Source organism: Streptomyces sp. DH37, assembly GCF_029813835.1.
Lineage (GTDB): Bacteria > Actinomycetota > Actinomycetes > Streptomycetales > Streptomycetaceae > Streptomyces.
Genome location: NZ_JARVKV010000041.1, coordinates 12,450 through 35,847 on the forward strand (window position 1 = coordinate 12,450; position 23,398 = coordinate 35,847).

The 23,398-nt window shown below is 73.7% G+C and carries 17 protein-coding genes; 5 read left to right on the plus strand and 12 right to left on the minus strand.

What is annotated here, in order from left to right; translation table 11 throughout:
- Positions 1 to 82: 82 nt before the first annotated feature.
- Together eccCa and QC029_RS19940 are read left to right on the plus strand one after the other, a co-directional pair.
- On the plus strand, positions 83 to 4,048 hold the full coding sequence (gene eccCa, locus QC029_RS19935) for a type VII secretion protein EccCa (RefSeq protein WP_279557065.1): 3,966 nt from the start codon (positions 83 to 85) through the stop codon (positions 4,046 to 4,048).
- A 215-nt stretch (positions 4,049 to 4,263) separates the two neighbouring features.
- On the plus strand, positions 4,264 to 4,497 hold the full coding sequence (locus QC029_RS19940; RefSeq protein WP_279557066.1) for a DUF397 domain-containing protein: 234 nt from the start codon (positions 4,264 to 4,266) through the stop codon (positions 4,495 to 4,497).
- 129 nt (positions 4,498 to 4,626) lie between these two features.
- Here the strand turns inward: QC029_RS19940 and QC029_RS19945 are convergent, their stop codons facing one another.
- From QC029_RS19945 to eccB, 7 genes are all read right to left on the minus strand, one after another.
- Complete coding sequence (locus tag QC029_RS19945; RefSeq protein WP_279557067.1) at positions 4,627 to 4,914, minus strand: WXG100 family type VII secretion target; 288 nt, start codon at positions 4,912 to 4,914, stop codon at positions 4,627 to 4,629.
- A 30-nt stretch (positions 4,915 to 4,944) separates the two neighbouring features.
- Positions 4,945 to 5,316: a WXG100 family type VII secretion target gene (locus QC029_RS19950; protein WP_279557068.1), complete on the minus strand. Its 372-nt coding sequence runs from the start codon at positions 5,314 to 5,316 to the stop codon at positions 4,945 to 4,947.
- Positions 5,317 to 5,390: 74 nt separating this feature from the next.
- Positions 5,391 to 6,524, minus strand: coding sequence for a S8 family serine peptidase (locus QC029_RS19955; protein ID WP_279557069.1), 1,134 nt, complete (start codon positions 6,522 to 6,524; stop codon positions 5,391 to 5,393).
- A 129-nt stretch (positions 6,525 to 6,653) separates the two neighbouring features.
- A complete protein-coding gene (locus tag QC029_RS19960; RefSeq protein WP_279557070.1) occupies positions 6,654 to 8,408 on the minus strand; it encodes a WXG100 family type VII secretion target in 1,755 nt (584 codons plus the stop codon).
- Positions 8,409 to 8,426: 18 nt separating this feature from the next.
- Positions 8,427 to 8,849 (minus strand): hypothetical protein, encoded by a 423-nt coding sequence (locus tag QC029_RS19965; protein ID WP_279557071.1) that lies wholly within the window; start codon positions 8,847 to 8,849, stop codon positions 8,427 to 8,429.
- A 242-nt stretch (positions 8,850 to 9,091) separates the two neighbouring features.
- Positions 9,092 to 10,369, minus strand: coding sequence for a type VII secretion-associated serine protease mycosin (mycP, locus tag QC029_RS19970; RefSeq protein WP_279557072.1), 1,278 nt, complete (start codon positions 10,367 to 10,369; stop codon positions 9,092 to 9,094).
- A gap of 19 nt (positions 10,370 to 10,388) precedes the next feature.
- Positions 10,389 to 11,900, minus strand: a complete 1,512-nt coding sequence (gene eccB, locus QC029_RS19975; protein WP_279557073.1) for a type VII secretion protein EccB — start codon at positions 11,898 to 11,900, stop codon at positions 10,389 to 10,391.
- Between the two features lie 192 nt (positions 11,901 to 12,092).
- Here eccB and eccE point away from each other — a divergent pair, with 192 nt between their 5' ends.
- The 3 genes from eccE to QC029_RS19990 all read left to right on the plus strand — a co-directional run bounded on the left by eccE (position 12,093) and on the right by QC029_RS19990 (position 17,134).
- Entirely contained in the window at positions 12,093 to 13,418 is a 1,326-nt protein-coding gene (gene eccE, locus QC029_RS19980) for a type VII secretion protein EccE (RefSeq protein ID WP_279557074.1), read from the plus strand.
- A complete protein-coding gene (locus QC029_RS19985; protein ID WP_279557075.1) occupies positions 13,418 to 14,155 on the plus strand; it encodes a hypothetical protein in 738 nt (245 codons plus the stop codon). The genes eccE and QC029_RS19985 overlap by 1 nt, the downstream gene beginning before the upstream one ends.
- Positions 14,156 to 14,404: 249 nt before the next feature.
- Positions 14,405 to 17,134 carry an SCO5717 family growth-regulating ATPase gene (locus QC029_RS19990; protein WP_279557103.1) on the plus strand — a complete coding sequence of 910 codons (2,730 nt, stop codon included), beginning with the start codon at positions 14,405 to 14,407 and terminating at the stop codon, positions 17,132 to 17,134.
- Positions 17,135 to 17,178: 44 nt separating this feature from the next.
- Here QC029_RS19990 and QC029_RS19995 read toward each other — a convergent pair whose 3' ends face one another.
- The 5 genes from QC029_RS19995 to infB all read right to left on the minus strand — a co-directional run bounded on the left by QC029_RS19995 (position 17,179) and on the right by infB (position 23,398).
- Complete coding sequence (locus tag QC029_RS19995; RefSeq protein WP_279557076.1) at positions 17,179 to 18,117, minus strand: bifunctional riboflavin kinase/FAD synthetase; 939 nt, start codon at positions 18,115 to 18,117, stop codon at positions 17,179 to 17,181.
- 277 nt (positions 18,118 to 18,394) lie between these two features.
- Complete coding sequence (gene truB / locus QC029_RS20000; RefSeq protein ID WP_279557077.1) at positions 18,395 to 19,300, minus strand: tRNA pseudouridine(55) synthase TruB; 906 nt, start codon at positions 19,298 to 19,300, stop codon at positions 18,395 to 18,397.
- 3 nt (positions 19,301 to 19,303) lie between these two features.
- Positions 19,304 to 19,783 (minus strand): 30S ribosome-binding factor RbfA, encoded by a 480-nt coding sequence (gene rbfA, locus QC029_RS20005; RefSeq protein ID WP_279557078.1) that lies wholly within the window; start codon positions 19,781 to 19,783, stop codon positions 19,304 to 19,306.
- Between the two features lie 66 nt (positions 19,784 to 19,849).
- Positions 19,850 to 20,143, minus strand: coding sequence for a DUF503 domain-containing protein (locus QC029_RS20010; protein WP_279557079.1), 294 nt, complete (start codon positions 20,141 to 20,143; stop codon positions 19,850 to 19,852).
- A gap of 177 nt (positions 20,144 to 20,320) precedes the next feature.
- Entirely contained in the window at positions 20,321 to 23,398 is a 3,078-nt protein-coding gene (gene infB / locus QC029_RS20015) for a translation initiation factor IF-2 (RefSeq protein ID WP_279557080.1), read from the minus strand.

Below are 23,398 nucleotides of genomic sequence, written 5' to 3' on the forward strand. Positions count from 1 at the left end.
TCGCCACCCGCGGAGGGGGGTCCGTCGCCACGGGGGCGCCGGCAGGAAGAACCGTCCCCTCCGCCCGAGGGATTGATGCTCCGTGAGTCAGATCGTCGTCAAGCGACCGCCACGGGTCCTGCCGCCCAGCGTGCCCAGCGAGGATCTGAGGCTCGAACCGCCCCCCGAGCTGCCCCGCGGGCAGCAGGAGGGCGTGCTGTTCCAGCTCCTGCCCATGCTGGGCATGGGCGGTTCCGTCGTCTTCTTCTTCATGCCGAACGCGCACCCGTTCATGCGCATCATGGGCGTGATCATGATCGTGTCCACGATCGCCATGCTCATCGCCACCATCGTGCGCTACCGCAGAGGCACGCAGGGCGAGATGGCGCAGATGCGCCGCGACTACCTCAAGTACCTCGCCCAGACCCGGCGCAGGGTCCGCAGGACGGCGCGCAGGCAGCGCGACGCGCAGTACTACCTGCACCCCTCGCCGGACCAGCTGTGGGCCCTGGTGGCCGAGGGCAGCCGGGTGTGGGAACGGCGCGCGGGCGACGACGACTTCGTGCACGTACGGGTCGGCCTGGGCACGCACCGGCTGGCCACGCCGCTGGTGGCGCCGGAGACGGCGCCGGTGGACGAGCTGGAGCCGCTGACGGCGGGCGCGATGCACCAGTTCCTGCGGACGCACGGCACCGTCGAGGACCTGCCGATGGCGGTCTCCCTGCGCGCCTTCTACCACCTGACGGTGAGCGGCGAGCCGGAGTCGGTGCACGGCGGCGTCCGCGCGATGGTGGCCTCGCTGGTCTCGCTGCACTCCCCCGACGACCTGGTGGTCGCGATCGTCACCGGGCGCGACGGGGCGGAGCGGTGGGAGTGGGCCAAGTGGCTTCCGCACGCGCAGACCTCGGCGGTCACCGACGGCGCGGGCACCGGCCGTCTGATCACGACCGACACGGCGGAGGCGGAACGGCTGCTGGGCGCCGGACTGGAGGGCCGCCCGCGCTTCAACTCCGGCGGGCAGCCGCTGCTGGACCAGCCGCACGTCCTGGTGGTGCTGGACGGCGGCGCGGTGGTGCCCCCGGGCTCGCTGCTGGCCTCCGCCGAGGGCCTGCAGGGGGTCACGGTCGTCGAGGTCGTGCCCGGTGAGATCGGCAGTCCGCGCGGCGGTCTGTCGGTGGTCGTGCGCCCGGGCGAGCTGCGGCTGGAGTCGGGGCACGGCGCGGTCTACGAGGGCCGGCCCGACTTCCTGTCCCTGGAGGCGGCCGAGGCGCTGGCCCGCCAGCTCGCCCCGCTGCGCATGGGCACGGGCGGGGGCGACGACGAACCGCTGCTGGCGAACCTGGAGTTCACCGACCTGCTGAACCTGGGCGACGCGGCCTCGGTCGACGTGCGCCGCACCTGGCGGCCGCGTTCGACGGCCGAGCGGCTGCGCGTGCCGATCGGTGTCGGCGAGGACGGCCAGCCGGTCATGCTGGACCTGAAGGAGGCCGCGCAGGACGGCATGGGCCCGCACGGCCTGTGTGTCGGCGCGACCGGTTCGGGCAAGTCCGAGCTGCTGCGCACCCTCGTCCTGGGCCTGGCGGTCACCCACACCTCGGAGACGCTGAACTTCGTCCTGGCGGACTTCAAGGGCGGCGCGACCTTCGCCGGGATGGCGCAGATGCCGCACGTGGCGGCCGTCATCACCAACCTGGCCGACGACCTCTCGCTGGTCGACCGCATGGGCGACTCCATCCGCGGCGAGCTCAACCGCCGGCAGGAGCTGCTGCGCGACGCGGGCAACTACGCCAACATCCACGACTACGAGCGGGCGCGCGCCGCGGGCGCCCCGCTGGTGCCGATCGCCTCGCTGGTGCTGGTCATCGACGAGTTCAGCGAACTGCTGACGGCCAAGCCCGACTTCATCGACATGTTCATCCAGATCGGCCGCATCGGCCGTTCGCTGGGGGTGCACCTGCTGCTGGCGTCGCAGCGTCTGGAGGAGGGCCGGCTGCGGGGCCTGGAGACGTACCTGTCGTACCGCATCGGTCTGCGCACCTTCTCGGCCGCCGAGTCGCGTGCCGCCCTCGGCGTGCCGGACGCGTACCACCTGCCGTCGGTGCCCGGCTCCGGCTATCTGAAGTTCGGCACCGAGGAGATGGTGCGCTTCAAGGCGGCCTACGTCTCGGGGGTCTACCGCTCGGGCTCCGGCGGCGGTGGCGGTGCCGCCGGCCCGCTGCCCGCGGACCGGCGTCCGGTGCTCTTCACGGCCAGACCGGTCCCGCTGCCCGCACGGCGCTCCGAGCCCGCGCCGGCCGCGCCCGCCGCCCCGCCGGAGGACGACGCGCTGGCGGACACCGTCCTGGACGTCGTCGTGCGCCGTCTGGAGAACCAGGGCCCGGCCGCCCACCAGGTCTGGCTGCCGCCCCTGGACCAGGCGCCGCCGCTGGACGAGCTGCTGCCCGGTCTGACGGCGGTCGCCGGCCGCGGCCTGACCCAGCCCGACTACCCGCACGCGGGCCGGCTGGTGGTGCCCCTGGGATTGGTGGACAAGCCGTACGAGCAGCGGCGCGAGACGCTGCTGCGCGACTTCTCCGGCGCCGCGGGCCACATGCTGGTCGTCGGCGGTCCGCAGTCGGGCAAGTCCACCCTGCTGCGCACCCTGATCTCCTCCTTCGCCCTCACCCACACCCCGCAGGAGGTCCAGTTCTACGGGCTGGACTTCGGCGGCGGGGGCCTGTCGGCGGTGACGGGCCTGCCGCACGTGGGCGGCGTCGCCTCCCGCCTGGACCCGGAGCGGGTCCGCCGCACGGTGGCGGAGGTCGCCGGGGTCCTCGCCCAGCGCGAGGAGTACTTCCGCGCCCACGGGATCGACTCCGTGGCCACCTACCGGCGCCGCCGGGCGCGCGGGGAGATCACCGACCAGCCGTGGGGCGACGTCTTCCTGGTCATCGACGGCTGGGGCGGCTTCAAGCAGGAGTACGACGTGCTGGAGGAGGCCGTGATCAACATCGCGTCGCGCGGCCTCGGCTACGGCGTCCACGTCGTCGTCAGCGCCTCCCGCTACATGGAGGTGCGCCCGGCGCTGAAGGACCAGCTGCTGAACCGGCTGGAGCTGCGGCTCGGCGACACCATGGACTCCGAGTTCGACCGCAAGGTGGCCGCGAACGTCCCCCCGGACACGGCCGGCCGCGGCCAGACGCCGGACAAGCTCCACTTCATGACCGCGGTCCCCCGCATCGACGGGGTCGCCTCCGACGACGAGCTGTCCGACGCCACCGCCGCGATGAACGGCGCGGTGGCCGGCGCCTGGCAGGGCCCGCCGGCCCCGCCGGTCCGGCTGCTCCCCCGCGAGCTCTCCGCCGACCTGCTGCCCAAGGGCGGCGACCACCCGCAGTACGGCGTCGCCTTCGGCATCGACGAGAACACCCTCCAGCCGGTCTTCGTCGACTTCGAGACCGACCCGTTCTTCCTGGTCTTCGGCGAGAGCGAGTCGGGCAAGACCGCGCTGCTGCGCCTGCTGGCCAAGCAGATCTGCGAGCGTTACACGCCCGACGAGGCGCGCATCGTCGTGGCCGACTACCGGCGCTCCCTGCTGAGCAACATCCCGGACTCGCACCTCATCGTGTACGCCGCCATGTCCAACGCCATGGACACGCACATGGCCGCGATGAAGGACCTGATGGAGAAGCGCACCCCGCCGGAGGACGTCACGCCTCAGCAGTTGCGCGACCGCAGCTGGTGGGCGGGGCCGAAGATGTTCCTGATCATCGACGACTACGAGCTGGTCTCCACCTCCAGCGGCAACCCGCTGGCCATGCTCACGGAGCTGCTGCCCTTCGCCCGCGACATCGGCGTCTGCTTCGTCATCGCCCGCAGCGCGGCCGGCGCCTCCCGCGCCTCCTACGAGCCGTTCATGCAGCGCATGAAGGAGCTCGGCGCCCAGGGCGTGGTCCTGTCCGGCGATCCCGGCGAGGGCGACCTGCTGGGCAACGTACGCGCCCGTCCGATGCCCCCGGGCCGCGGCTACTTCGTCTCCCGCAAGCGGGGGACCCCGCTGGTCCAGGTCGGCTGGCTGCCGGCGCGGTGACGCGCCGCCCCGGGCGGTCCGGCGCGGCGTCCGCCGGCCGGGTCGCCCGGCCGCCGGGAGGGACGCCGCCCACCGGCTCGCGCCGGCCCCGCGCGCCCCGTGTCCGGCCGCTTCTCCCCCGAAAGGGCGGTGGTGCGCGACGGCCGTCCGGGTCCGTCGACGGACTGTTATCTTTCGGTCACCGTCGCTGGCATCGATGAGGGAGAGGTTCGCCGATGGGGACTCAGCAGGAGAAGGACGAGCTGTACGCGATGGACATCTCCGACGCCGTGTGGGAGAGCGCGCCCGGGGGCCCGGAGGACGAGAAGGTGGAGATCGCGCACCTGCCGGGCGGCGCCGTGGCCATGCGCAACTCCAAGGATCCCGGCACCGTGCTGCGCTACACCGCAGCGGAGTGGCGGGCGTTCGTCCTGGGTGTGCGCGACGGCGAGTTCGACCTCAGGCCCTGAGCCGCGGGCCGGCGGGGCACGGCAGGACACCGCGGGCGCGGCAGAGCACGACGGGCGGGCGCCCGACGCATGACGTCGGACGCCCGCCCGGAGCGTTCGGCGGCGGCTTCGCGGGAAAGCCCCGGGGAATCAGAACTCGAACTGCTGCGCCGCCCGGCGGTCCGTGCGCTGGTAGCCGGCGGCCGCGTTGTCCAGCCCGGCGGCGATGGCCTTGAGCGTGGTGTTCAGACCGTTGACGTTCTCCTCCCACCCCTTGTGCTTGCGGTGGAAGGCGTTCTGGGCCTCACCGTCCCAGGTGGCGACGACGCTGGTGACGCGGGCGTTCAGGGCGTTGAGCTGGCCCTCGAGTTCGCTGGCGACCCTGCGGACGTCATCGGCGGCAGCGGTGACGGTGCCGTATGTGATCTTGATGGTCATTCCTGCCCCTCCCTTCTTCTCTGTTTCTCGTTACCTGGCGGTCGGGGTGACGCCCACACCGGTGAAGTCGCTGATCGGGCTCGCCTTCGAGACCTGGTTGAAGCTCTCCATCTGCTCGATCTCGTTGGCGGTGAAGCCGTCCTTGCTCGCCTGGAGGGCCTCCTCCATCATCTGGAGCTTGCCGTCCAGGTTCCGGGCGTAGTCGTTCGTCTTGCGCTGGAGGTTGTCGTAGGACCGGTGGGCGTCGCCCTTCCACGCGGCCTCGATCGTGTCGACCACGGCGTTCAGGTTGGCGATCTTGCTCTTCAGCTTCGACTGCATCTCCTGGACGTCGCGGATCAGATCGTTGAGATCGGCGTCGTTGGACTGGAACGTACCGCCGCTGCCGCCTTCTCCGGCCATGCTGCTCTCCTTGGATGTGAGTTACTGGTGCTTGCGGATGGGCTGTCGTGGGCGCGCCCCGGACGGCGCGCCCGCTAGGTGCGGCGCGTCCGCCGGACGAGGACGAACGCGCCGGCCACCACAACGGCCGCCGCGGCGCCCGCTCCCAGGTAGATCCACAGGTCGCCGCTGTCCCTGGATTCGGAACTCGCCTTTTCTACCCGGTCTTTCCCGGCCCTGCCATCGTTCTCGGCGTCGCTTCCCCCGTCAGGGGAGGACGCCGCCGACGACGGGGTCGGTTCCGTGGCCTCGATCGGGTTCCTGTCCGGCTCGCCGGGGTCGCCCTTGCCCTCGAGGAGGTGGATGCGCGGGCGGACGGCGCCGTAGCCGATGTACTTGCTGGCCACGTCGCTCCTCTCCTTGCGCCCGGCGGTGTCGACCAGGACGCGCAGGACCTGGTTGGCGGTCCAGTCGGGATGCTTCGACCAGATCAGCGCGGCGGAGGCGGAGGCGATGGCGGTGGCGGCACTCGTACCGTCGGCGTCGGGGCAGTACTCCTTCAGGCTCTTGTCGCACCAGGCGGGAATGTTGACTCCCGGTGCTGCCAGATCCGTGTTGGGCCCGTACTGCGAGAACTTTCCGACAACGCCCTTCTCGTCCGTTGCCGCCACGCCCACCACGCCCGTGTACGAGGACGGGAAGTGCATTCCGTCTTTACCGCTGTTCCCGGTACCGGCGAACAGCAGCTTTCCCTTGCTGAGAGCGTAGTTGACCGCTTCTTCTTCCTCGGTGTCGTAATACGGCCCGCCGAAGGACATGTTGATGATCTGGGCGTCGCTGTCCGCTGCCGCCCTGATCGCCTCGGAGCCGCTTCTCTCGTTGCTCTTGCCCTCAAGGGTGCTGAGGGCGACGCGAATGGGAATGATCTTCGCGCCGGGAGCAAGCCCCTGGATTCCCCCGCCCTCGCCGGTTCCCGCGATGATCTCCGCCATGGACGTCCCGTGACCGTCGTAGTCATCGGTGGCCTCCCCGGCCGCGCCGGAATGGTCCTCGCCCGGGAGTACCTGGCCCCGCAGGGAGGCGGTGGTGGCGTCGACACCGGTGTCGATGACCGCCACCTTGACGCCCTCGCCCGTGCTGACCTTCCACATCTCCTCGGCCTGCATGGCGTCCAGGTACCACTGCTGCGAACGCACGTCGTCCGCCTGGGCCGCCGGTGCCACTCCCATGAGGCATGTGGTCCACGCGCCGACTGCCGCCGATGCCGAGAGCAGACGCCGCCGCGCCGTGCTCCGCGGCAGCGTCCTGCCCTGGCGGTGGTTGTGTCCTGCCGTCATCGCCGCTCTCTCGACTGGGGGTTAATCGACGACGGGAGGAGCGATGCCGTTCCGCCCCGTCGTCCACGTCTCTTCGTCCTCGGTCAGGTAGTCCGGCCGACGGGACTCGCTCCGGGACTCGTCCCGGGATCCCTGAGTCCCGGGACGCGGAGCCCCCGCGGGAGCCTGGCCGCCCGTGGCACCGCTTCGCGCCAGGCCCGTGCCCCCCGGAGTGAACGGCCGGGACGCGGCCCCCTGCGCCGGCGCGTTCCGCGGGGTGCCGACGACACCGCCGGGGGTCGACGCCGGTCTGCGGCCGGTGGTGCCGCCTCCCGTCCCGGTCCCGGTCCCGGCCCCGATCGCGCCCGCGCCCGGCGAGCCCGCGGAAGGCCGCCCCGTCATGCCGTGTTCCGTTCCGATCACCGTTCCCCGGGGGACGCGCGGGCCGGTGGCCGCTCTCCCTCCCTGGCTCGGAGTACCGCCGAAGATCCCGTTGCCGCCGCGGCCGACGGGCGGTGCCGTCGTCTGGGGAGCCCTGCCGGCGGGCGTACCGCCCGTGCCCGTGACGGGCCGCGGCCCCACGCCGTTCGCCGGCGGGGCCGCGGGAGGGACGGCGCCCGTCCGGCCGGGAGCGCCACCCGTGACGGGACGCGTCGTCCCGTTGCCCGCCGACGGAGCGCCGGGAAGCGTGGGGGTCACCCGGCCCGGGCCGGTACCGCGCTGCTGCCCGGGGTGCGGGCTGCCCTGGACCTTCGAGCCGCCCCCTCCTCTGCTGTTGACCGGGCTGTTGTACGAGGACGGGGGAAGGGGTCCGACCGGGCCGGCGGTGGGAGGACCGGCCACGGGGCTCACGGGAGTCTGGAGGCGCGGGCCGGAGTCGGCGGACGGGGCCACCGGAACAGCGACGCTGTCGAGTTCGGTCCGCACCTCTTCCCCGGGCGCGATCCCGCCGCCGGGGACGGCCGGGGTGCCCTGAGCGTCGCCGGACGACGTGGTGCCCCGCACCGTTTCCCCGCGCTCCTCGACCCGCGGCGGCGTCTCCGCCGTTCTGTACGCGTCCGCCGAAGGGCTGGAGCCCCTGCCGTCCGAAAGGAGTTCCCGCTCCTTGAGGGACGGCGCCGGGGGCATGCCGATCTTCGGCATCGGGCCGAACCTCGGCTCCTCCTTGGCCTGCATGCTCTCGTGCGAGACCCGGTAGTAGGACGCCAGGCGGTTCATCTGGTTGATGGCCTCCTGGCGGTCCTCCTCCTTCTTCTTCGCCAGCCGGTACTTCTCGTTGTCGTCGACCCGCTCGGGGGTGGGGATGTCCTCCAGCCGCGGCGCGGCCGCGATCCTGGCGTCGCGCTTGGGCATGCTGCTCTTCACCGAGGCCAGGCCGACACCGGCCGCCTTCAGGTGAGTGCTCGCCTGCTCGGTGTAGTCGGCCAGCAGGAGGGTGTTCTTGCTGAGGTCACGCCCCCACGCGCGGAAGCTGTCGCCGGACTCGCCGTCCCACTTGACCTTGTCGATGTGCTTGCCGATGTCCTCGCCGACCTCCCTGATCTTGCCGCCGGCCTTCCAGAGCGCGTCCGCCGCGCTCTCGATGTCCTCCGGCCTGGCGTTGTCGACCAGGTCCTGCATCTCCTCGAGGTCCTTGCCCTCGAAGTCGGTGGAGCCCATGACGCTGGCGCGCATCATCAGGCCGCCGAGCGGGTTGAACGGCGAGGCGAGCACCCCGCTCCGCTTCAGGTCGGTGATGAACAGCAGAGGGGCGACGACCGGTTCGTCCGGCCTCTCCTGCCCCTTGTCGTCACTCATGGCCCTTGCCTCCCCCCGTCAGTAGGTGACCTCGGTGTCGTCCTCGGTCCCGGGCTTGTCCGCCTGCCGCTGTTCCTGCTGGTGCTGGTACGCCTGTCCCTGGAGCTGCCAGAAGCGCCGCTTCAGGTCGTCCTCCAGGTTGCCGAAGCCGACGTCGGCGCCGTGGACGGCGATGCGCATGGCCTCGATCTGGGCTCCGAGCACCTTGGAGAGGCCGGTGAGGTGGGTGTGGACGCGGTTGTACTCCGCGTAGATGCCGTCGGCCTCGGCGAAGCTCCCGCCGAAGGAGGCCCGGTCGACCTCCTGCTGCCCTACCTTGGCGGGAGCGGCGGGGGAGCTCTCGAGTTCGCCGAGGATGCCGTCGACCCGCTTCTTGAAGTCCTTGAGGGTCTCGAGTTCGACATCGATTCCACCGGAGCCGGAATCCGCCGGCAGCGTCATCAGGTTCCCCCTCCACCCGTTGAACCCGCACGTTCGACCGTGTGCGCGACCACTCTAGCCATCGCCTGTGACAGCACCAACCGCGTAACGCGGCCGGTGAGTTGGCGCGCGGTGCCCGTGGGGCGCGCGGGGTGCGGCGCGGTTCCCGGGGTCGCGGACGGGCGGATCGCCCGGTTCCCGCGAGCCGTGCGAGGGTTCCGCGACCGTCGCTCCGGCCGTGCCCGCGCGGTAGGGCGCAGACCCTATCCGGTGACGCGCCGGCGCCGCCAGTCCCGGTACACCAGGGAGCCGCCCGCGATCACCGACACCAGGACGCCTCCGCCGACCACCACGTACGTGCCCAGGCGTTCGGTGCGTTCCTGGGCGGTCTCGCCGAGGTGGAGCTCGGCCGGGGTGGGCGGTTCGGCCCTGTCGACGCCCTCGCGGGCCACCGGCTTCTCGATCGGCTTGTCGTCCTCGGTGAGGGCCCGGACGGGGTCGATGACGCCCCAGCCCACGTGGCGGTCGTGTCCGGGGACGGAGCGTTCCGCGGTCTGTTCGAGCTGGGCAGCGATCTGGTGGGGCTTCCAGTCCGGGTGCTCGGCCACGAGCAGCGCCGCGACGCCCGCCACGTACGGGGCCGAGAAGCTGGTGCCGTTGTCCGCGCAGTGGCCGCCCCCCGGGACCGTGGAGACCATGTCGACGCCCGGGGCGGCGATGTCCACGAAGTCGCCCGACTGGGAGAAGGGCGCGCGCTCGTTGTTGCGGTCGGAGGAGGCGACGGCGATGACGCCCTCGTAGGAGGCCGGGTAGGTCTCCTTCACGTTGCCGCCCAGGCCGTCGTTGCCCGCCGACGCGACGATGACGACGCCCTCGGCCAGCGCGTCGTTCACCGCCTGCTCCAGCTCGGAGTCGGGCCGGAGGGGCTCCGCGGTGTCCTGCGAGATGTTGATGACCCGGGCGCCGACGTCCACCGCGTGCCTGATGGACGCGGCCAGGGTGGTCGTGCTCCCGCTGCCGTTCGCGTCGTTCTGCTGGATCGGGATGATGGTCGCCCCGGGGGCCATGCCGACGAAGCCGGTGTCGTCGGCCGGGCGGGCGGCGATGATGCCGGCGACCTTGGTGCCGTGGCCGACGGTGTCGTCCGTGCCGTTCTCCGCGCCGCGCTCGGGGACGTTGCCGTACTCGTCCTTCTTGGGCTTCCTCGGCAGCATGTTCTTGCCCAGCTCGGTGTCGACCGCGCCCTTGAGCTGCGGGTGGTCGTCGTCCACCCCGGTGTCGATGACCGCGACCTTGACGCCCTCGCCCCTGGTCTTCACCCAGAGCTGGTCCAGGAGGACCCTCTTGAGCGACCACGGCCTGCCCTCGAAGGGCTTGGCCGGGAAGGTGCACTGCCCGTCGGCCGCGGCCGGCGGCGCCCAGGCCAGGGGCGTGGCGACGGCGGCGAGGGCCGCCAGGACGACCGTCCCGGCCGTGGGGAGCGCCGTCCGGCGGCGGACGGTGCGCGCGGTGCGCCGCGCCGCGGCTGCCGTGCTCGTCATCGCCTGCGCCTCCCCCACGTCAGGAGCCCTGCGGCTGCTTCGCCGCGCTCGTGCTCAGCCGCGGTCCCGTGGGGAGGAAGCCCGACCAGGTGGCGGGCACCGGCACCGGCCGGGCCCCCTCGTAACCGAGCCTGATCTGCGCCTGGTTGCCCTCCTGCACGGCCTGCCGCGGGTCCTTCCTCCTGCCGTCGGTGCCGATCTCGGACTCGTCCCGGCCGCTGTCGCTGTTCGCCTGCACCGCGTACCGCAGTCCGGTGTCGGTCACCAGGAAGACGCCGCCGGACCCGGTCTCCCGGCCCTTGATCTGCCGGAAGAGCAGCCCGGAGCCGGGGGTGACGTACGCGCTGGTGGCTCCGTTGGGCAGGGTGGCGGGGTAGTCCTCGCCGGCCCAGGTGCTGAGCTCGGTGGTGCCCTTCTTCTCGTCGACGCCGCGCAGCACGTTGCACAGGGTGTCCCGGCCGCCGCCGGACGGGTTGGCCGCGGCGGCCTCCTTCCGGGGCCAGTCCAGCCTGCCGCCGTAGGGGGTGCCGTCGGGCCGGATGGCTCCGGCGCTGACGTTCCTCGCCTCCGCCTGCTGGCCGAGCACGGTGGCCTCCGGGCTGTTGAGCAGGAGCTTGGCCATGAAGTCGGTGACCGGCCGGACGCCCCCCTTCACCACCACGTAGTGCTGGAGCCCGGTGCCGGAGGGCGCGCGCAGCACCATGCCGACGCGGTTGGCCTCGGCGTCCAGGCTGCCGGGGGCTCCGGCCGGCTCGCCGATGTCGGTGAACGCCTCGGGGAAGTCGATCGGGTCGCCCGTCCTGAAGGTCTGCAGCCAGTCCGCGGTGACATCCTGCGGGCGGGTGCTGCCGACGACGGTGCGCAGCAGCGTGTCGTTCGGGGCGATCGGGTAGGCGGTGCCCCCGGCGTCGACGATGTGGAGTCTCCGGTCGGGCCCCCTGACGTACATCACCTCGCCGCCGCTCAACCGGCCCTTCCCCTCGACCCTGTCCCTGTCGCGGTCGGCCAGGACGAAGACCGCCTTCTGCACCCCGTCGTCGCCGGGCTGGACGCACACCGCCCAGCGCTTGGCCTTCGTCGCCTCCTCCTTCCCGGGGAGCCGGTCCGGGGCGTAGGGGATGCCGATGGTGGCGCCGTGCGGGATCCTCCCGCTGTCCAGGACCTTCTCGTCCACCTTGACGATGCCGAACTTCTGCGGGTCCAGGAGGAGTTTGGCGGAGGCCAGGTTGAGCACCGGGTGGAGCTGCTTCTTGCCCCTGGTCTCCAGGACGACGTAGCGGGTGGTGGACTCGCTCCCGATGATGACCTTCTCGTGGGGGTTGTCCCAGCCCTTGGGGGCCTTCGGCTTGAACATGCCCCAGGCCCCGAAGCCCGCCAGGATCAGGACCCCGACGACCAGTCCGGGCAGCACCGCCCGCAGCGGCCTGGGCGCCCCCTCCTCGGTTCCGGTCGGCGAGGGCTGGAGGAATGCCGAGACCAGCCGCTTCTTGGCGAAGGTGTAGGCGTTGAGCTCGTCCCGCCGTGATGCCATGTCTTGAAGAATCTCCCCACTGGTCGGCCCGGCGTCTCCGGGAAAACCGGTGCACCGCCACTGCTGCCGATTGTCGGACCGGCCCCCTACTATGCCCGTTGGCGATGGGCCCGTGCCGCTCCGGTAGGGTGATCGCCCGACCAACGCCCTTGAGTTCCAGGGCGATTACGGACACAAGGGGATTTTCAGGGGATGGGGACCGCCACGCGGGCCCGGACCGCCACGTCCGCGCCCGACACCTCGGCGCCGGACGGCACGCGCCCCGCGCCCGCCCGGTCGTCGCGCCAGGCGCGCACGGTCACGCCGCGCGCCGAGGCGCGCCACCGTCGCCTGGGGCCCTTCCGTCTGCAGCATCTGGTGCTGGTCGAACTGGCCGCCGCGGGCGTGGTGGTCGCCCTCGCCGTCGACGAGGTCCTGCTGATACCGGCGGCCGTGGTCGCGGTCCTGCTGTTGCTGCTGGCGGTGGTGCGGCGGCGCGGCCGTCCGCTGCCCGAGTGGCTGGGCACCGTCATGGCGCTGCGCGGCCGCAGGCGGCGGGCCGCCGCCGAGCTCCTGCCGCCGGACACCGATCCGGGCATCGCCCCGGCCGTCGAGTGCGACCCGGCCCTGCGCAGCCTGTCGTACACCGACCGGGAGCGGCGTGTGGTCGGGATGGTCGGGGACGGCACGTTCCTGACCGCGGTGCTGCGCGTCGAGCCGCGCCCCGCGGCCCTGCGCTCCGGCCCCGCCGAACGCCCGCTGCCGCTGCGGCTGCTGGCCGACGCCCTGGAGGTGGACGGCATACGACTGGAGTCGGTGCAGGCGGTGCAGTACACCCAGCCCGCGCCCGCGCCGCACCTGCCCGAGCGGTCGGTGGCCGCGGCGAGCTACCGCCCCCTGCAGGCCGCGTGCGGCGCACCGGCCGTACGGCTGACCTGGATCGCGCTCAAGCTCGACCCGGAGCTGTGCCGGGAGGCGGTCCGGGCGCGCGGCGACGGTGTCGAGGGCGCGCAGCGCTGTCTGGTGCGGGCCGCGGACCAGTTGGCGAGCCGGCTGGCCGGCGCCGGTTTCCGGGCGGCGCTCCTTTCGGAGCAGGAGCTGGTCACGGCGCTGGCGACCTCGGCCGGTGCCAGCCCGATGGCCACGGCGCGGGCCGGACGTCCCGACTCCGCGCCCGCGCGGCGCACCGAGGAGAGGGCGCGCGCCTGGCGGTGCGACGACCGCTGGCACACCACCTACGGGGTGGTCCGCTGGCCCGAGCTGGGACCGGGCGCGGCGTCGCTGCCCGCGCTGGTGGCCCAGCTGACGGGGCTTCCCTCCCTGGCCACCACCTTCAGCCTGGCCCTGAGCCGGGGCGAGCGCCGTTCGGTGGCGGTGCGCGGCCATGTGCGGATCACCGCGCGCAGCGACGGCGAACTGGTCGCCGCCCGGCACACGCTGGAGCGGCTGTCGCGCGACAACCGGCTCGGGCTCGTACGGCTGGACCGCGAGCAGGTGCCCGGAGTGCTGGCGACGCTGCCGCTGGGAGGGACGCGCTGATGCCCGGTTCCGCGGACCCGGTGCGTACCGCCGCACGGCCCCGTCTGGGGTTCGGACTGCGCGGTCCCCGGACGCCCCGTCAGGTGCTGCCCGTGGAGCAGCTGGACGCGCTCGCCCTGCCGCTCGGCGACGACGGGGTGGCCGCCGGCGTGGACGTCGAGGACCGTCCGGCCGTCCTCGGGCTGCACCACCCCGTCCCGTACGACGTGGTGCTGGTCGGCGGTCTGTGGACGGCTCAGGTGCTGGCCCTGCGCGCGGCCGGCACCGGGGCGCGGGTGGCCGTCGAGACCGGCCGTCCGCAGGTGTGGACGAACCTCGCCCGGGCCGCGGGCGGCGACCAGCAGTGCATGACGCTCCACGACGTCGGCCGGGTGCCGCCGCTGGGCGCCACGGCCGTCTCGCCGGTGGTGGTGATCCGGGACTGCGGCATGAAGCCGCCGCGCGGCCGGGTCTCCTCGGGCCCCTGGCAGTCGGTGCTGACGCTGCTGCCGTACCTGAGTCCGGTGGCCCCGCGACTGCTGCGGGGGGCCTCGCTCGCGGGCATCCAGCAGGTCTCCCCGGAGGAGGCGCGGCAGGTCGGCCGGATCCTGTCGCTGTCCCGGCAGGAGGTCGAGGCGCTCTCCACGCTCGCCGACGGCGTGACGCTGTGGTGCGCGGGCCGGGACCGGCGGTTCGTGCTGACCCGGCCCACCGACGCCGAGGCGGGCCTGCTGGGCGCGGCCCGGCGGCTGGACTGACGCCCGCCGCGTCCCCGTCCCCGGCCGCCGTCGGCTGTCGCCCCGTCACCGGTCCGTCGTCCGAGCGGGACAGGCCCGGCATGCCTTTTCCGCGCCCGCGGCGATTAGGGTGGACCGTACGCGCGGCACGGCGTTCGGAGGAACCGGCCGGAGGCCGCGGCGGCGGGGGAGCCGGTCGCTGGAGCCGCTCGTCGGCAAGGGGCGGCCCGCGCGGTCCGACCGGGGTGCTCGACCAGATCAGCAGGAGGCATTGTGAACGACCGGGACGAGATCCGCGTCGACGGGATCGCACCCGGCGACGACCTGCCCGAGGACGAACTCGACACCACGGGCGAGTTCACCATCGACTACACCCCGCCTGCCTGGTACACGCGGAACGCCGACCCCGCCCCGCCGCCGCCCGCGGCTGCTCCCGGCGGTGCTCCGGACCGGGCCGACACGGGCGCGGAAGCCGCCGCGCCACCCGCGTTCCCCCCGGTCGCGCCGCCCGTGACCCCGGCGGGGGAGGCGCGGGAGGAGTCCGGCGAGCGGGACTCCGGCGGCTCCCGGGCCGGCCGGAGCGGCGAGGACGGACAGGACGTCCGGGAGGAGCGGCCCGCCGGGGACGGCGGTCCCGCCGGCGACTCCACCATGCGCTTCTCCGCCGCCGCGCTGCGCCGTGAGATCGCCGGGCGGAGGTCGTCCGGGTCCTCCGGGGAGTCCCCGGCGGAGGGGGACGACCGGCCCGAGGGCGCGGACGGCGAGCCGTCCGGTACCGCGCCGTCCGACGTGGGAGCCTCCCCGGCCGGCCCGGCGGCGGACGGCGGCAGCGGTTCCGGGGAGGGACCCGCAGAGCCGCCGGCGGAGTCCGGGGAGTTCGGGGAGTCCGGAGCGGAGGCCGCCGGCGGTGAACCGCACGGGGCCGTTCCGCAGCCGTCGGCGCCGCAGCAGTCCGCGCCGCAGTCGCCCGCGCCGGCGCCGTGGCAGCCCGCTCCGGAGGGCGGGGTCCCGGCCGGACTGCCGCCCCTGCCACCGCACTTCCAGCCCGCCGCTCCCCCGGCCGGGGCGCCGGCTCCGGCAGCGGGCTGGACGGGCGCCCCGGAGCAGTCCCCGGCCCGGCCGCCGGCCGCGCCCAACCCGCCCGCGCAGCAGGGCGGTTACGGCTTCCCCCAGGCACAGCCCGCCCCGGCGCCCAACCCGCCGTCGCCCCAAGGCGGTTACGGCTTCCCCCAGGCACAGCCCCAGCCTCCGGCCGTGCCCGGTCCGCCCGCGCCCCAGGGCGGCTACGGCTTCCCGCAGCCGCCCGCACCACCCCAGGCCGCACTGCCCCAGCCCCAACCCCAGCCGCTGCCTCCGGCGCCCGCGCCCAACCCGCCCGCGGCGCAGGACGGTTACGGGTTCCCCCAGCCCCAACCCCAGCCCCCGGCCGTGCAGCACCCCGCACCGCCCGGGCCCGCGGCTGACCGGGCGGGAGTGCCCATGCCGCCCCAGGAGCCCTCTCCCCAGGGTGGTTACGGCTTCCCGCAGCCGCCCGCGCCGCACCAGGCCGGGCCGCTGCCCCAGCCACAGGCCCAGCCCCAGCCGCTGCCTCCCGCCCAGCCCCCGGCGTCCGGACCGCTGCCCCAGTCCCAGCCCCAGACTCAGCCCCAGCCCCAGGCCCAGGCCCAGCCACAGCAGCCGCAGGATCCCCGCGCCGGCACCGCCTGGCCCGACCCCCGGCAGCAGCCGCCGAGCCGCCCCGGCGCGCTCGGGTACACCGCGTCGGTGGAACTGTCCTCCGACCGCCTGCTGAACCAGAAGAAGAAGCCCCGCCCGCAGAGCAACCGAGGCGGCTCCCGGTTCCGCATCGGCGCCAGGAAGGAGGAGGCCGAGCGGCAGCGCAAGCTCGACCTCATCCGCACCCCGGTGCTGTCCTGCTACCGCATCGCGGTGATCAGCCTCAAGGGCGGCGTCGGCAAGACGACGACCACCACGGCGCTCGGCGCGACGCTCGCCATCGAGCGGCAGGACAAGGTCATCGCGATCGACGCCAACCCCGACGCGGGCACCCTCGGCCGCCGCGTGCGGCGCGAGACGGGCGCGACGATCCGCGATCTGGTGACGGCGATCCCGTACCTCAACAGCTACATGGACATCCGCCGGTTCACCTCGCAGGCGCCCTCCGGTCTGGAGATCCTCGCCAACGACGTGGATCCGGCGATCTCCACCACCTTCAACGACGAGGACTACCGCCGTGTCATCGGCGTGCTGGGCCAGCAGTACCCGATCATCCTCACCGACTCGGGCACCGGTCTGCTCTACAGCGCGATGCGCGGCGTCCTCGACCTCGCCGACCAGCTGATCGTCGTCTCCACCCCGTCCGTGGACGGCGCCAGCAGTGCCAGCACGACGCTGGACTGGCTCTCCGCGCACGGCTACGGCGATCTGGTGCAGCGCAGCGTCACGGTCATCTCCGGGGTCCGCGAGACCGGGAAGATGATCAAGGTCGAGGACATCGTGGCGCACTTCAAGACGCGCTGCCGCGACGTGGTGGTCGTCCCGTTCGACGAGCACCTGGCGGCGGGCGCGGAGCTGGACCTCGACATGATGCGGCCCAGGACGCGCGAGGCGTACTTCAACCTCGCCGCCCTGATCGCCGAGGACTTCTCGCGCCACCAGCAGGAACAGGGGCTGTGGTCGCCCGGCGGCAACCCGCCGCTGTCGGCGCCGCCGATCCCCGGCCGGCCGCAGCCCGGTCAGCCCTACCCCGGGGCTCCCCGGCAGACCCAGGTCCCGTACCAGCAGCCGCAGCCGTACCCGCAGCAGCCGTACGGGCAGCCGCAACCACAGCCCTACCCCGCGCAGCCGCCCCACCCGGGCCAGCCGGGCCAGGCGCAGCCCGGTCAGGCACAGCCCGGCCAGGCGCAGGCCGGTCCGCCGCAGGGCTGGCAGCAGCAGCCGCCCGGCGCGGCGGCGCCGCCCTCGCCCGGCGTGCAGTGGCGGCAGCAGCCGGAGCGGTGACGGTGGGGCGCGAGCCCCGCGGAACGCGGACGGGCCGGCCGGGCTCAGCCCAGCAGGCCCTTCGCCACCCTCACGTCCTCGGCCATCCGCTCCAGCAGGCCCTCCAGCGTGTCGAACCTCTCCTGGCCGCGGATGTAGGCCAGGAAGTCCACCGCGACGTGGAGCCCGTACAGATCGAGGTCGACGCGGTCGATGGCGTACGCCTCCACCGTCCGCTCGGTGCCGTCGAACTGCGGGTTGGTGCCGACGGAGATCGCGGCGGGCATCGACTCGCCCTCCACGACCAGCCATCCGGCGTAGACGCCGTCCGCGGGGATCGCGGTGTGCGGCAGGGTCTCGACGTTGGCCGTCGGGTAGCCCATCTCGCGTCCGCGCTGCGCGCCGCGGACGACCACGCCCTCCACCCGGTGCGGCCGGCCCAGGACCTCCGCCGCCCCCGCCATGTCGCCCTCGGCGACCAGACGGCGGGTGAGGGTGGAGGAGAACGGCTCGCCGCCGCCCGCCGCGCCCCGCACGAACAGGTCGACCACCATCACGTCGTAGTCGTACGTCCGGCCCAGCTCGGCCAGGGTCTCCACGGTGCCGGCGGCCCTGTGGCCGAAGCGGAAGTTGGGGCCCTCGACGACGGTGCGGGCATGGAGCTTGTCGACCAGCACCTTCACCACGAACTCGGCCGGCGACAGCTTCGAGAACTCCCTGGTGAAGGGCAGGACCAGGACCGCGTCCACCCCGAGCCCGGCCATCAGCTCCGCGCGCCGGTGGTGCGGGGCGAGCAGCGGCGGATGGCTGCCGGGCCGCACGACCTCGCTGGGGTGCGGGTCGAAGGTGACGACGACGGCCGGTACGCCCAGCTCGCGGGCGCGCTCGACCGCCCTGCCGATGATCAACTGGTGCCCGCGGTGCACCCCGTCGTAGGAGCCGATGGTGACGACGCTGCGTCCCCAGTCCTCGGGGATGTCCTCCAAGCCACGCCAGCGCTGCACAGTGCCCGCTCCTCGCCGAATGCCAGTTGGATGGTGCCGGGTCCAAGGGTGCCATGACCCCCCGTCGCGTTCGCACGGGGACCCGCGCCCGGCCGGTCCGGTCCCGTCCCGTCCGTAGGGCGAACGCGCGACGGCCCCGGCCGGGGCCGCACCGGAGGGTCCGCGGGCGCGGGGCGTTCCGGTGCGCGCCGTGGCGCACCTCGCGCGCCCGCCCGACGGGGTGAATCCGGGGCCCTGCCCCGAGGGGAACCGGCCGGACGCCCCCGCCGTCCGCGGATCAGGCGAAGACGGCCAGGCTCTTGGCCCTGCCCCCGTGCTCCTCGACCAGGGCGAGGAAGCGGCCCCCGGGGCCGAAGGCCGCGACCGGGCCGGGCCGCCCGGCCGGCGGCATGGCGATCCGCGCGCCGTTCGCCAGCAGTCCGGCCTGCCGCTCGTCCACGTCCCAGCGCGGGAAGGCGGCGGCCGCCGCCTCGCCGATGGGCATGACGGTCAGCGACTCCTGGTGCTGCTCCAGGGTGCGCGCCGCGTCCAGGCCGTACGGGCCGACCCGGGTGCGGCGCAGCGCGGTGAGGTGGCCGCCGACGCCCAGGTCGGCGCCCAGGTCGCGGGCGAGCGCCCGGATGTAGGTGCCGGAGGAGCAGACGACGGAGACCAGCAGGTCCGTGACGGGCGTGCCGTCCGCCGCGCTCTCCTCGCGGACGTCGTGCACGGTGAAGGAGGAGACGGTGACCGGCCGGGCGGCCAGTTCGACCTCCTCGCCCTCGCGCACCCGGGCGTAGGACCGCTTGCCGTCGATCTTGATGGCGCTGACCTTGGACGGGACCTGGAGGATGTCCCCGGTCAGCTTGGCGACGCCGTCGTCGATCGCCCCGCGCGCGATGCCGTCCGCCGGCGCGGAGGAGGTGATCTCGCCCTCGGCGTCGTCGGTGACGGTGTTCTGGCCGAGGCGGATGGTGCCGACGTACTCCTTCTCCGTCAGGGCCAGGTGCCCCAGCAGCCGGGTCGCCTTCTCGACGCCCAGGACGAGGACGCCGGTGGCCATCGGGTCCAGCGTGCCGGCGTGCCCGACCCGGCGGGTGCGGGCGATGCCGCGCATCTTGGCGACGACGTCGTGGGAGGTGAACCCGGCGGGCTTGTCGACGATGACCAGCCCGCCGGGTTCCTGGGTGCCTTTGCGTGCCACGGGTCAGGCGTCCTCGCCGTCCGTCTCGCCCCCGGCGCCCTCCGCGCCCTCCGCGTCCTCCTCGCGTGCGGGCTTGCGGTACGGGTCGGCCTCGCCCGCGTAGGCGGCGCCCGAGGACGCCTGGCGGACCTGGGCGTCCGACGCCCTGGCCTTCTCCAGCAGGTCGTCGATGGTCCGGGCGTTCTCCGGGAGCGCGTCCGGGACGAACGTCAGCGACGGCGTGAAGCGCACACCGGTCTGCCGGCCGACCTCCGAGCGCAGTACGCCCTTGGCGCTCTCCAGCGCCGCGGCGGAGGCGGCGCGCTCCTCGTCGTCGCCGTAGACCGTGTAGAAGACGGTCGCCTCCCGCAGGTCGCCGGTGACCCGGGTGTCGGTGATCGTCACATAGCCGAGCCGCGGGTCCTTGATCCGCCGCTGGAGGGTCTCCGCGACCACGACCCGGATGCGGTCAGCCAGTTTGCGTGCCCGCGCGGTGTCGGTCATGTGTCTGCTTCCTTCTGTCTCGGATCGTTCGGTTGGGGTGCGGCGGGGCCCGCGCTCCGGACGCTCTCAGTCCTCGTCCCCGTGGAACCGCCGCCGCACCGACAGCAGCTCCACCTCCGGCCGCGCGGCCACCAGCCGCTCGCACCGGTCGAGCACGTCCGAGACGTGCCCGGCGTCCCCGGAGACCACCGCCAGGCCGATCAGGGCCCTGCGGTGGACGTTCTGGTCCCCGACCTCGGCGACGCTCACCGTGTACTTGCGCTGCAGCTCCGCGATGATCGGACGGACGACCGACCGTTTCTCCTTCAACGACCGTACGTCGCCGAGCAGCAGATCGAAGGAGAGTGTGCCTACGTACATGTGGTGCGGGTCCAGCCGACCCGTGGGGCCTCGTGGGGTAAGCCCTGCCGGCGCCCGGCAGGACACGGAGAACCGTACACGGAACGGTTCCCGGTGATCGACGCATATAACGGCCGGGAGCCTCCCGCCGGGGCGGGAGGCTCCGTGGCCGTTCACCGGTGGAACCACCGGCGGGCGTCAGGCGCGGGGCTTCTCCCGCATCTCGTACGTCGCGATGACGTCGTCGACCTTGATGTCGTTGAAGTTTCCGAGGTTGATACCACCCTCGAAGCCCTCGCGGATCTCGGTGACGTCGTCCTTGAAGCGGCGCAGGCCCTCGATGTTGAGGTTCTCCGCCACGACCTTGCCGTCGCGGATGAGGCGGGCCTTGGTGTTCCGCCTGACCTCGCCGGAGCGGATGATGACACCCGCGATGTTGCCGAGCTTGGAGGAGCGGAAGACCTCGCGGATCTCCGCCGTGCCCAGCTCGACCTCCTCGTACTCCGGCTTGAGCATGCCCTTGAGGGCCGCCTCGATCTCCTCGATCACCTGGTAGATGACCGAGTAGTAGCGGACGTCCACGCCCTCGCGCTCGGCCATCTGCGTGGCACGCCCCTCGGCGCGCACGTTGAAGCCGATGACGATGGCGTCGGAGCCGGTCGCCAGGTCGATGTCGGTCTCGGTGACCGCACCCACACCGCGGTGCAGGACGCGCAGGTCCACCTCCTCGCCGACGTCGAGCTGGAGCAGCGAGGACTCCAGGGCCTCGACCGAACCGGACGCGTCGCCCTTGATGATGAGGTTGAGCTGCTGCACCTCGCCGGCCTTGAGCACCTTGTCCAGGTCCTCCAGGGAGACCCTGCGGGTGCGCTTGGCGAAGGCGGCGTTGCGCTCGCGGGCGGCGCGCTTCTCGGCGATCTGACGGGCCGTGCGGTCCTCGTCGACCACCAGGAAGTTGTCGCCCGCGCCCGGGACGCTGGTCAGACCCAGCACCAGGACGGGGGTCGCCGGACCGGCCTCCTCGACGGTGTTGCCCTTGTCGTCGAGCATCGCCCGGACGCGGCCGTACGCGTCGCCGACCACGACCGTGTCGCCGACCCGCAGGGTGCCGCGCTGGACCAGCACCGTGGCCACCGCACCGCGGCCGCGGTCGAGGTGGGCCTCGATCGCGATGCCCTGCGCGTCCTGGTTGGGGTTGGCCCGCAGGTCGAGCGAGGCGTCCGCGGTGAGGATCACGGCCTCCAGCAGCTGGTCGATGTTCAGACCCTGCTTGGCGGAGATGTCGACGAACATGGTGTCGCCGCCGTACTCCTCGGCCACGAGCCCGTACTCGGTGAGCTGGCCGCGCACCTTGGTCGGGTCCGCGCCCTCGACGTCGATCTTGTTGACCGCCACCACGATCGGCACGTCGGCCGCCTTGGCGTGGTTCAGCGCCTCGACCGTCTGGGGCATCACACCGTCGTTGGCCGCCACCACGAGGATCGCGATGTCGGTCGACTTCGCACCGCGGGCACGCATGGCGGTGAACGCCTCGTGACCCGGGGTGTCGATGAAGGTGATCCTGCGCTCTTCCTCGTTGACCTCGGTCGCGACCTGGTACGCGCCGATGTGCTGCGTGATGCCGCCGGCCTCGCCCTCGATGACGTTGGTCTTGCGGATCGCGTCCAGCAGGCGCGTCTTGCCGTGGTCGACGTGACCCATGACGGTCACCACCGGCGGACGCGAGACGAGTGCCTCCTCGCCGCCCTCGTCCTCGCCGAACTCGATGTCGAAGGACTCCAGGAGCTCCCGGTCCTCCTCCTCCGGGCTGACGATCTGGACGGTGTAGTTCATCTCCTCGCCGAGGAGCTGCAGCGTCTCGTCGGAGACCGACTGGGTCGCGGTGACCATCTCGCCCAGGTTGAACATCACCTGGACCAGGGACGCCGGGTTGGCGTTGATCTTCTCCGCGAAGTCGGTGAGCGACGCACCGCGCGACAGCCGGACGGTCTCGCCCTTGCCGCGCGGCAGCATCACGCCGCCGATGGACGGGGCCTGCATGGCCTCGTACTCCTGGCGCCTCTGCCGCTTCGACTTGCGACCGCGACGCGCCGGACCGCCGGGACGGCCGAACGCGCCCTGTGTGCCGCCACGGCCGCCGGGGCCGCCGGGACGACCGGCGAAACCGGGACGGCCGCCGAAGCCGCCGCCACCGCCGCCACCGCCGGGACGACCGGCGAAACCGCCGCCGCCACCGGGACGGCCGGCACCGCCGCCGCCACCGGGACGACCAGCGAAACCGCCGCCGCCACCGGGACGGCCGCCGCCACCGCCCGGACGGCCCGCGCCGCCGGGACCGCGGCCGCCGGGGCCCGGACGCGGACCCGCGGCCGGACGCTGCGGCATCATGCCCGGGTTCGGACGGTTGCCGCCGCCCGGACGCGGACCCGCGGCACCGCCCTGGGCGCCCTGCGGGCGCGGCATGTTGCCGGGGCTGGGACGGCCGCCGCCGGGAGCCTGCGGACGGGGACCGCCCTGGCCCGCGCCGGGACGGGGACCGCCCTGGCCGGCACCGGGACGGGGACCGCCCGGGGCGCCGGGGCCGCCGGGACGCGGGGCACCGCCCGGACGGGGCGCCTGCGGGCGCGCCATGCCGGTGGAGCCGCCGGAGGTGAAGGGGTTGTTGCCCGGACGCGGGCCGGCCGGACGGGCGCCCGGCTTGGGGCCGCCCGGCTTGGGCGCGCCCGGACCGCGGCGGTCCTGGCCCGCCGGGGCGGGACGGCCGCCCGGCTTGGGGGCGCCCGGACGCGGCGCGCCCGGAGCGGACGGCGGCGCGGTGAACTCGGGCCTCGACGGGGCCGGGGGCTGGGCGGGACCCGGCTTGGCCGGGGCCGGGCGCGGGCCGGGCGCCGGCTGGGCCGGGGCGCTCTTGGCCGGGGCCGGGGCCGGACCCGGGACGTTCTTCTGCGGCGCGCTCCTGGGCGCCTCGGCCGCGGGGGCCGGGGGCTTGGGCGCGCCGGGCTTGGGGGCACCCGGGCGGGGTGCGGAGGCACCCGGCTTCGGGGCGCCCGGCTTGGGGGCCGCCTTGCGGGGGGCGGCGGGTTTCGCAGCGGACTTCCTGGCGCCTCCGGCGCCGTTGCCCGTGTCGAATGCGTCAGTCAGTTTGCGTACGACCGGCGCCTCGATGGTCGAGGACGCCGAACGGACGAATTCACCGAGTTCCTGGAGCTTGGCCATGACGACCTTGCTTTCGACTCCAAGCTCCTTGGCGAGCTCGTATACCCGGACCTTAGCCAC

Bases quoted from the DNA above. Each gene is read 5' to 3' on its own strand.
- QC029_RS20010 (WP_279557079.1), bottom strand. From the start codon at position 20,143: ATGTACGTAGGCACACTCTCCTTCGATCTGCTGCTCGGCGACGTACGG.
- rbfA (WP_279557078.1), bottom strand. From the start codon at position 19,783: ATGACCGACACCGCGCGGGCACGCAAACTGGCTGACCGCATCCGGGTC.
- QC029_RS19965 (WP_279557071.1), bottom strand. From the start codon at position 8,849: ATGACGCTGCCGGCGGATTCCGGCTCCGGTGGAATCGATGTCGAACTC.
- eccE (WP_279557074.1), top strand. From the start codon at position 12,093: ATGGGGACCGCCACGCGGGCCCGGACCGCCACGTCCGCGCCCGACACC.
- eccB (WP_279557073.1), bottom strand. From the start codon at position 11,900: ATGGCATCACGGCGGGACGAGCTCAACGCCTACACCTTCGCCAAGAAG.
- QC029_RS19985 (WP_279557075.1), top strand. From the start codon at position 13,418: ATGCCCGGTTCCGCGGACCCGGTGCGTACCGCCGCACGGCCCCGTCTG.
- QC029_RS19950 (WP_279557068.1), bottom strand. From the start codon at position 5,316: ATGGCCGGAGAAGGCGGCAGCGGCGGTACGTTCCAGTCCAACGACGCC.
- QC029_RS19945 (WP_279557067.1), bottom strand. From the start codon at position 4,914: ATGACCATCAAGATCACATACGGCACCGTCACCGCTGCCGCCGATGAC.
- QC029_RS19960 (WP_279557070.1), bottom strand. From the start codon at position 8,408: ATGAGTGACGACAAGGGGCAGGAGAGGCCGGACGAACCGGTCGTCGCC.
- QC029_RS19940 (WP_279557066.1), top strand. From the start codon at position 4,264: ATGGGGACTCAGCAGGAGAAGGACGAGCTGTACGCGATGGACATCTCC.
- QC029_RS19955 (WP_279557069.1), bottom strand. From the start codon at position 6,524: ATGGGAGTGGCACCGGCGGCCCAGGCGGACGACGTGCGTTCGCAGCAG.
- mycP (WP_279557072.1), bottom strand. From the start codon at position 10,369: ATGACGAGCACGGCAGCCGCGGCGCGGCGCACCGCGCGCACCGTCCGC.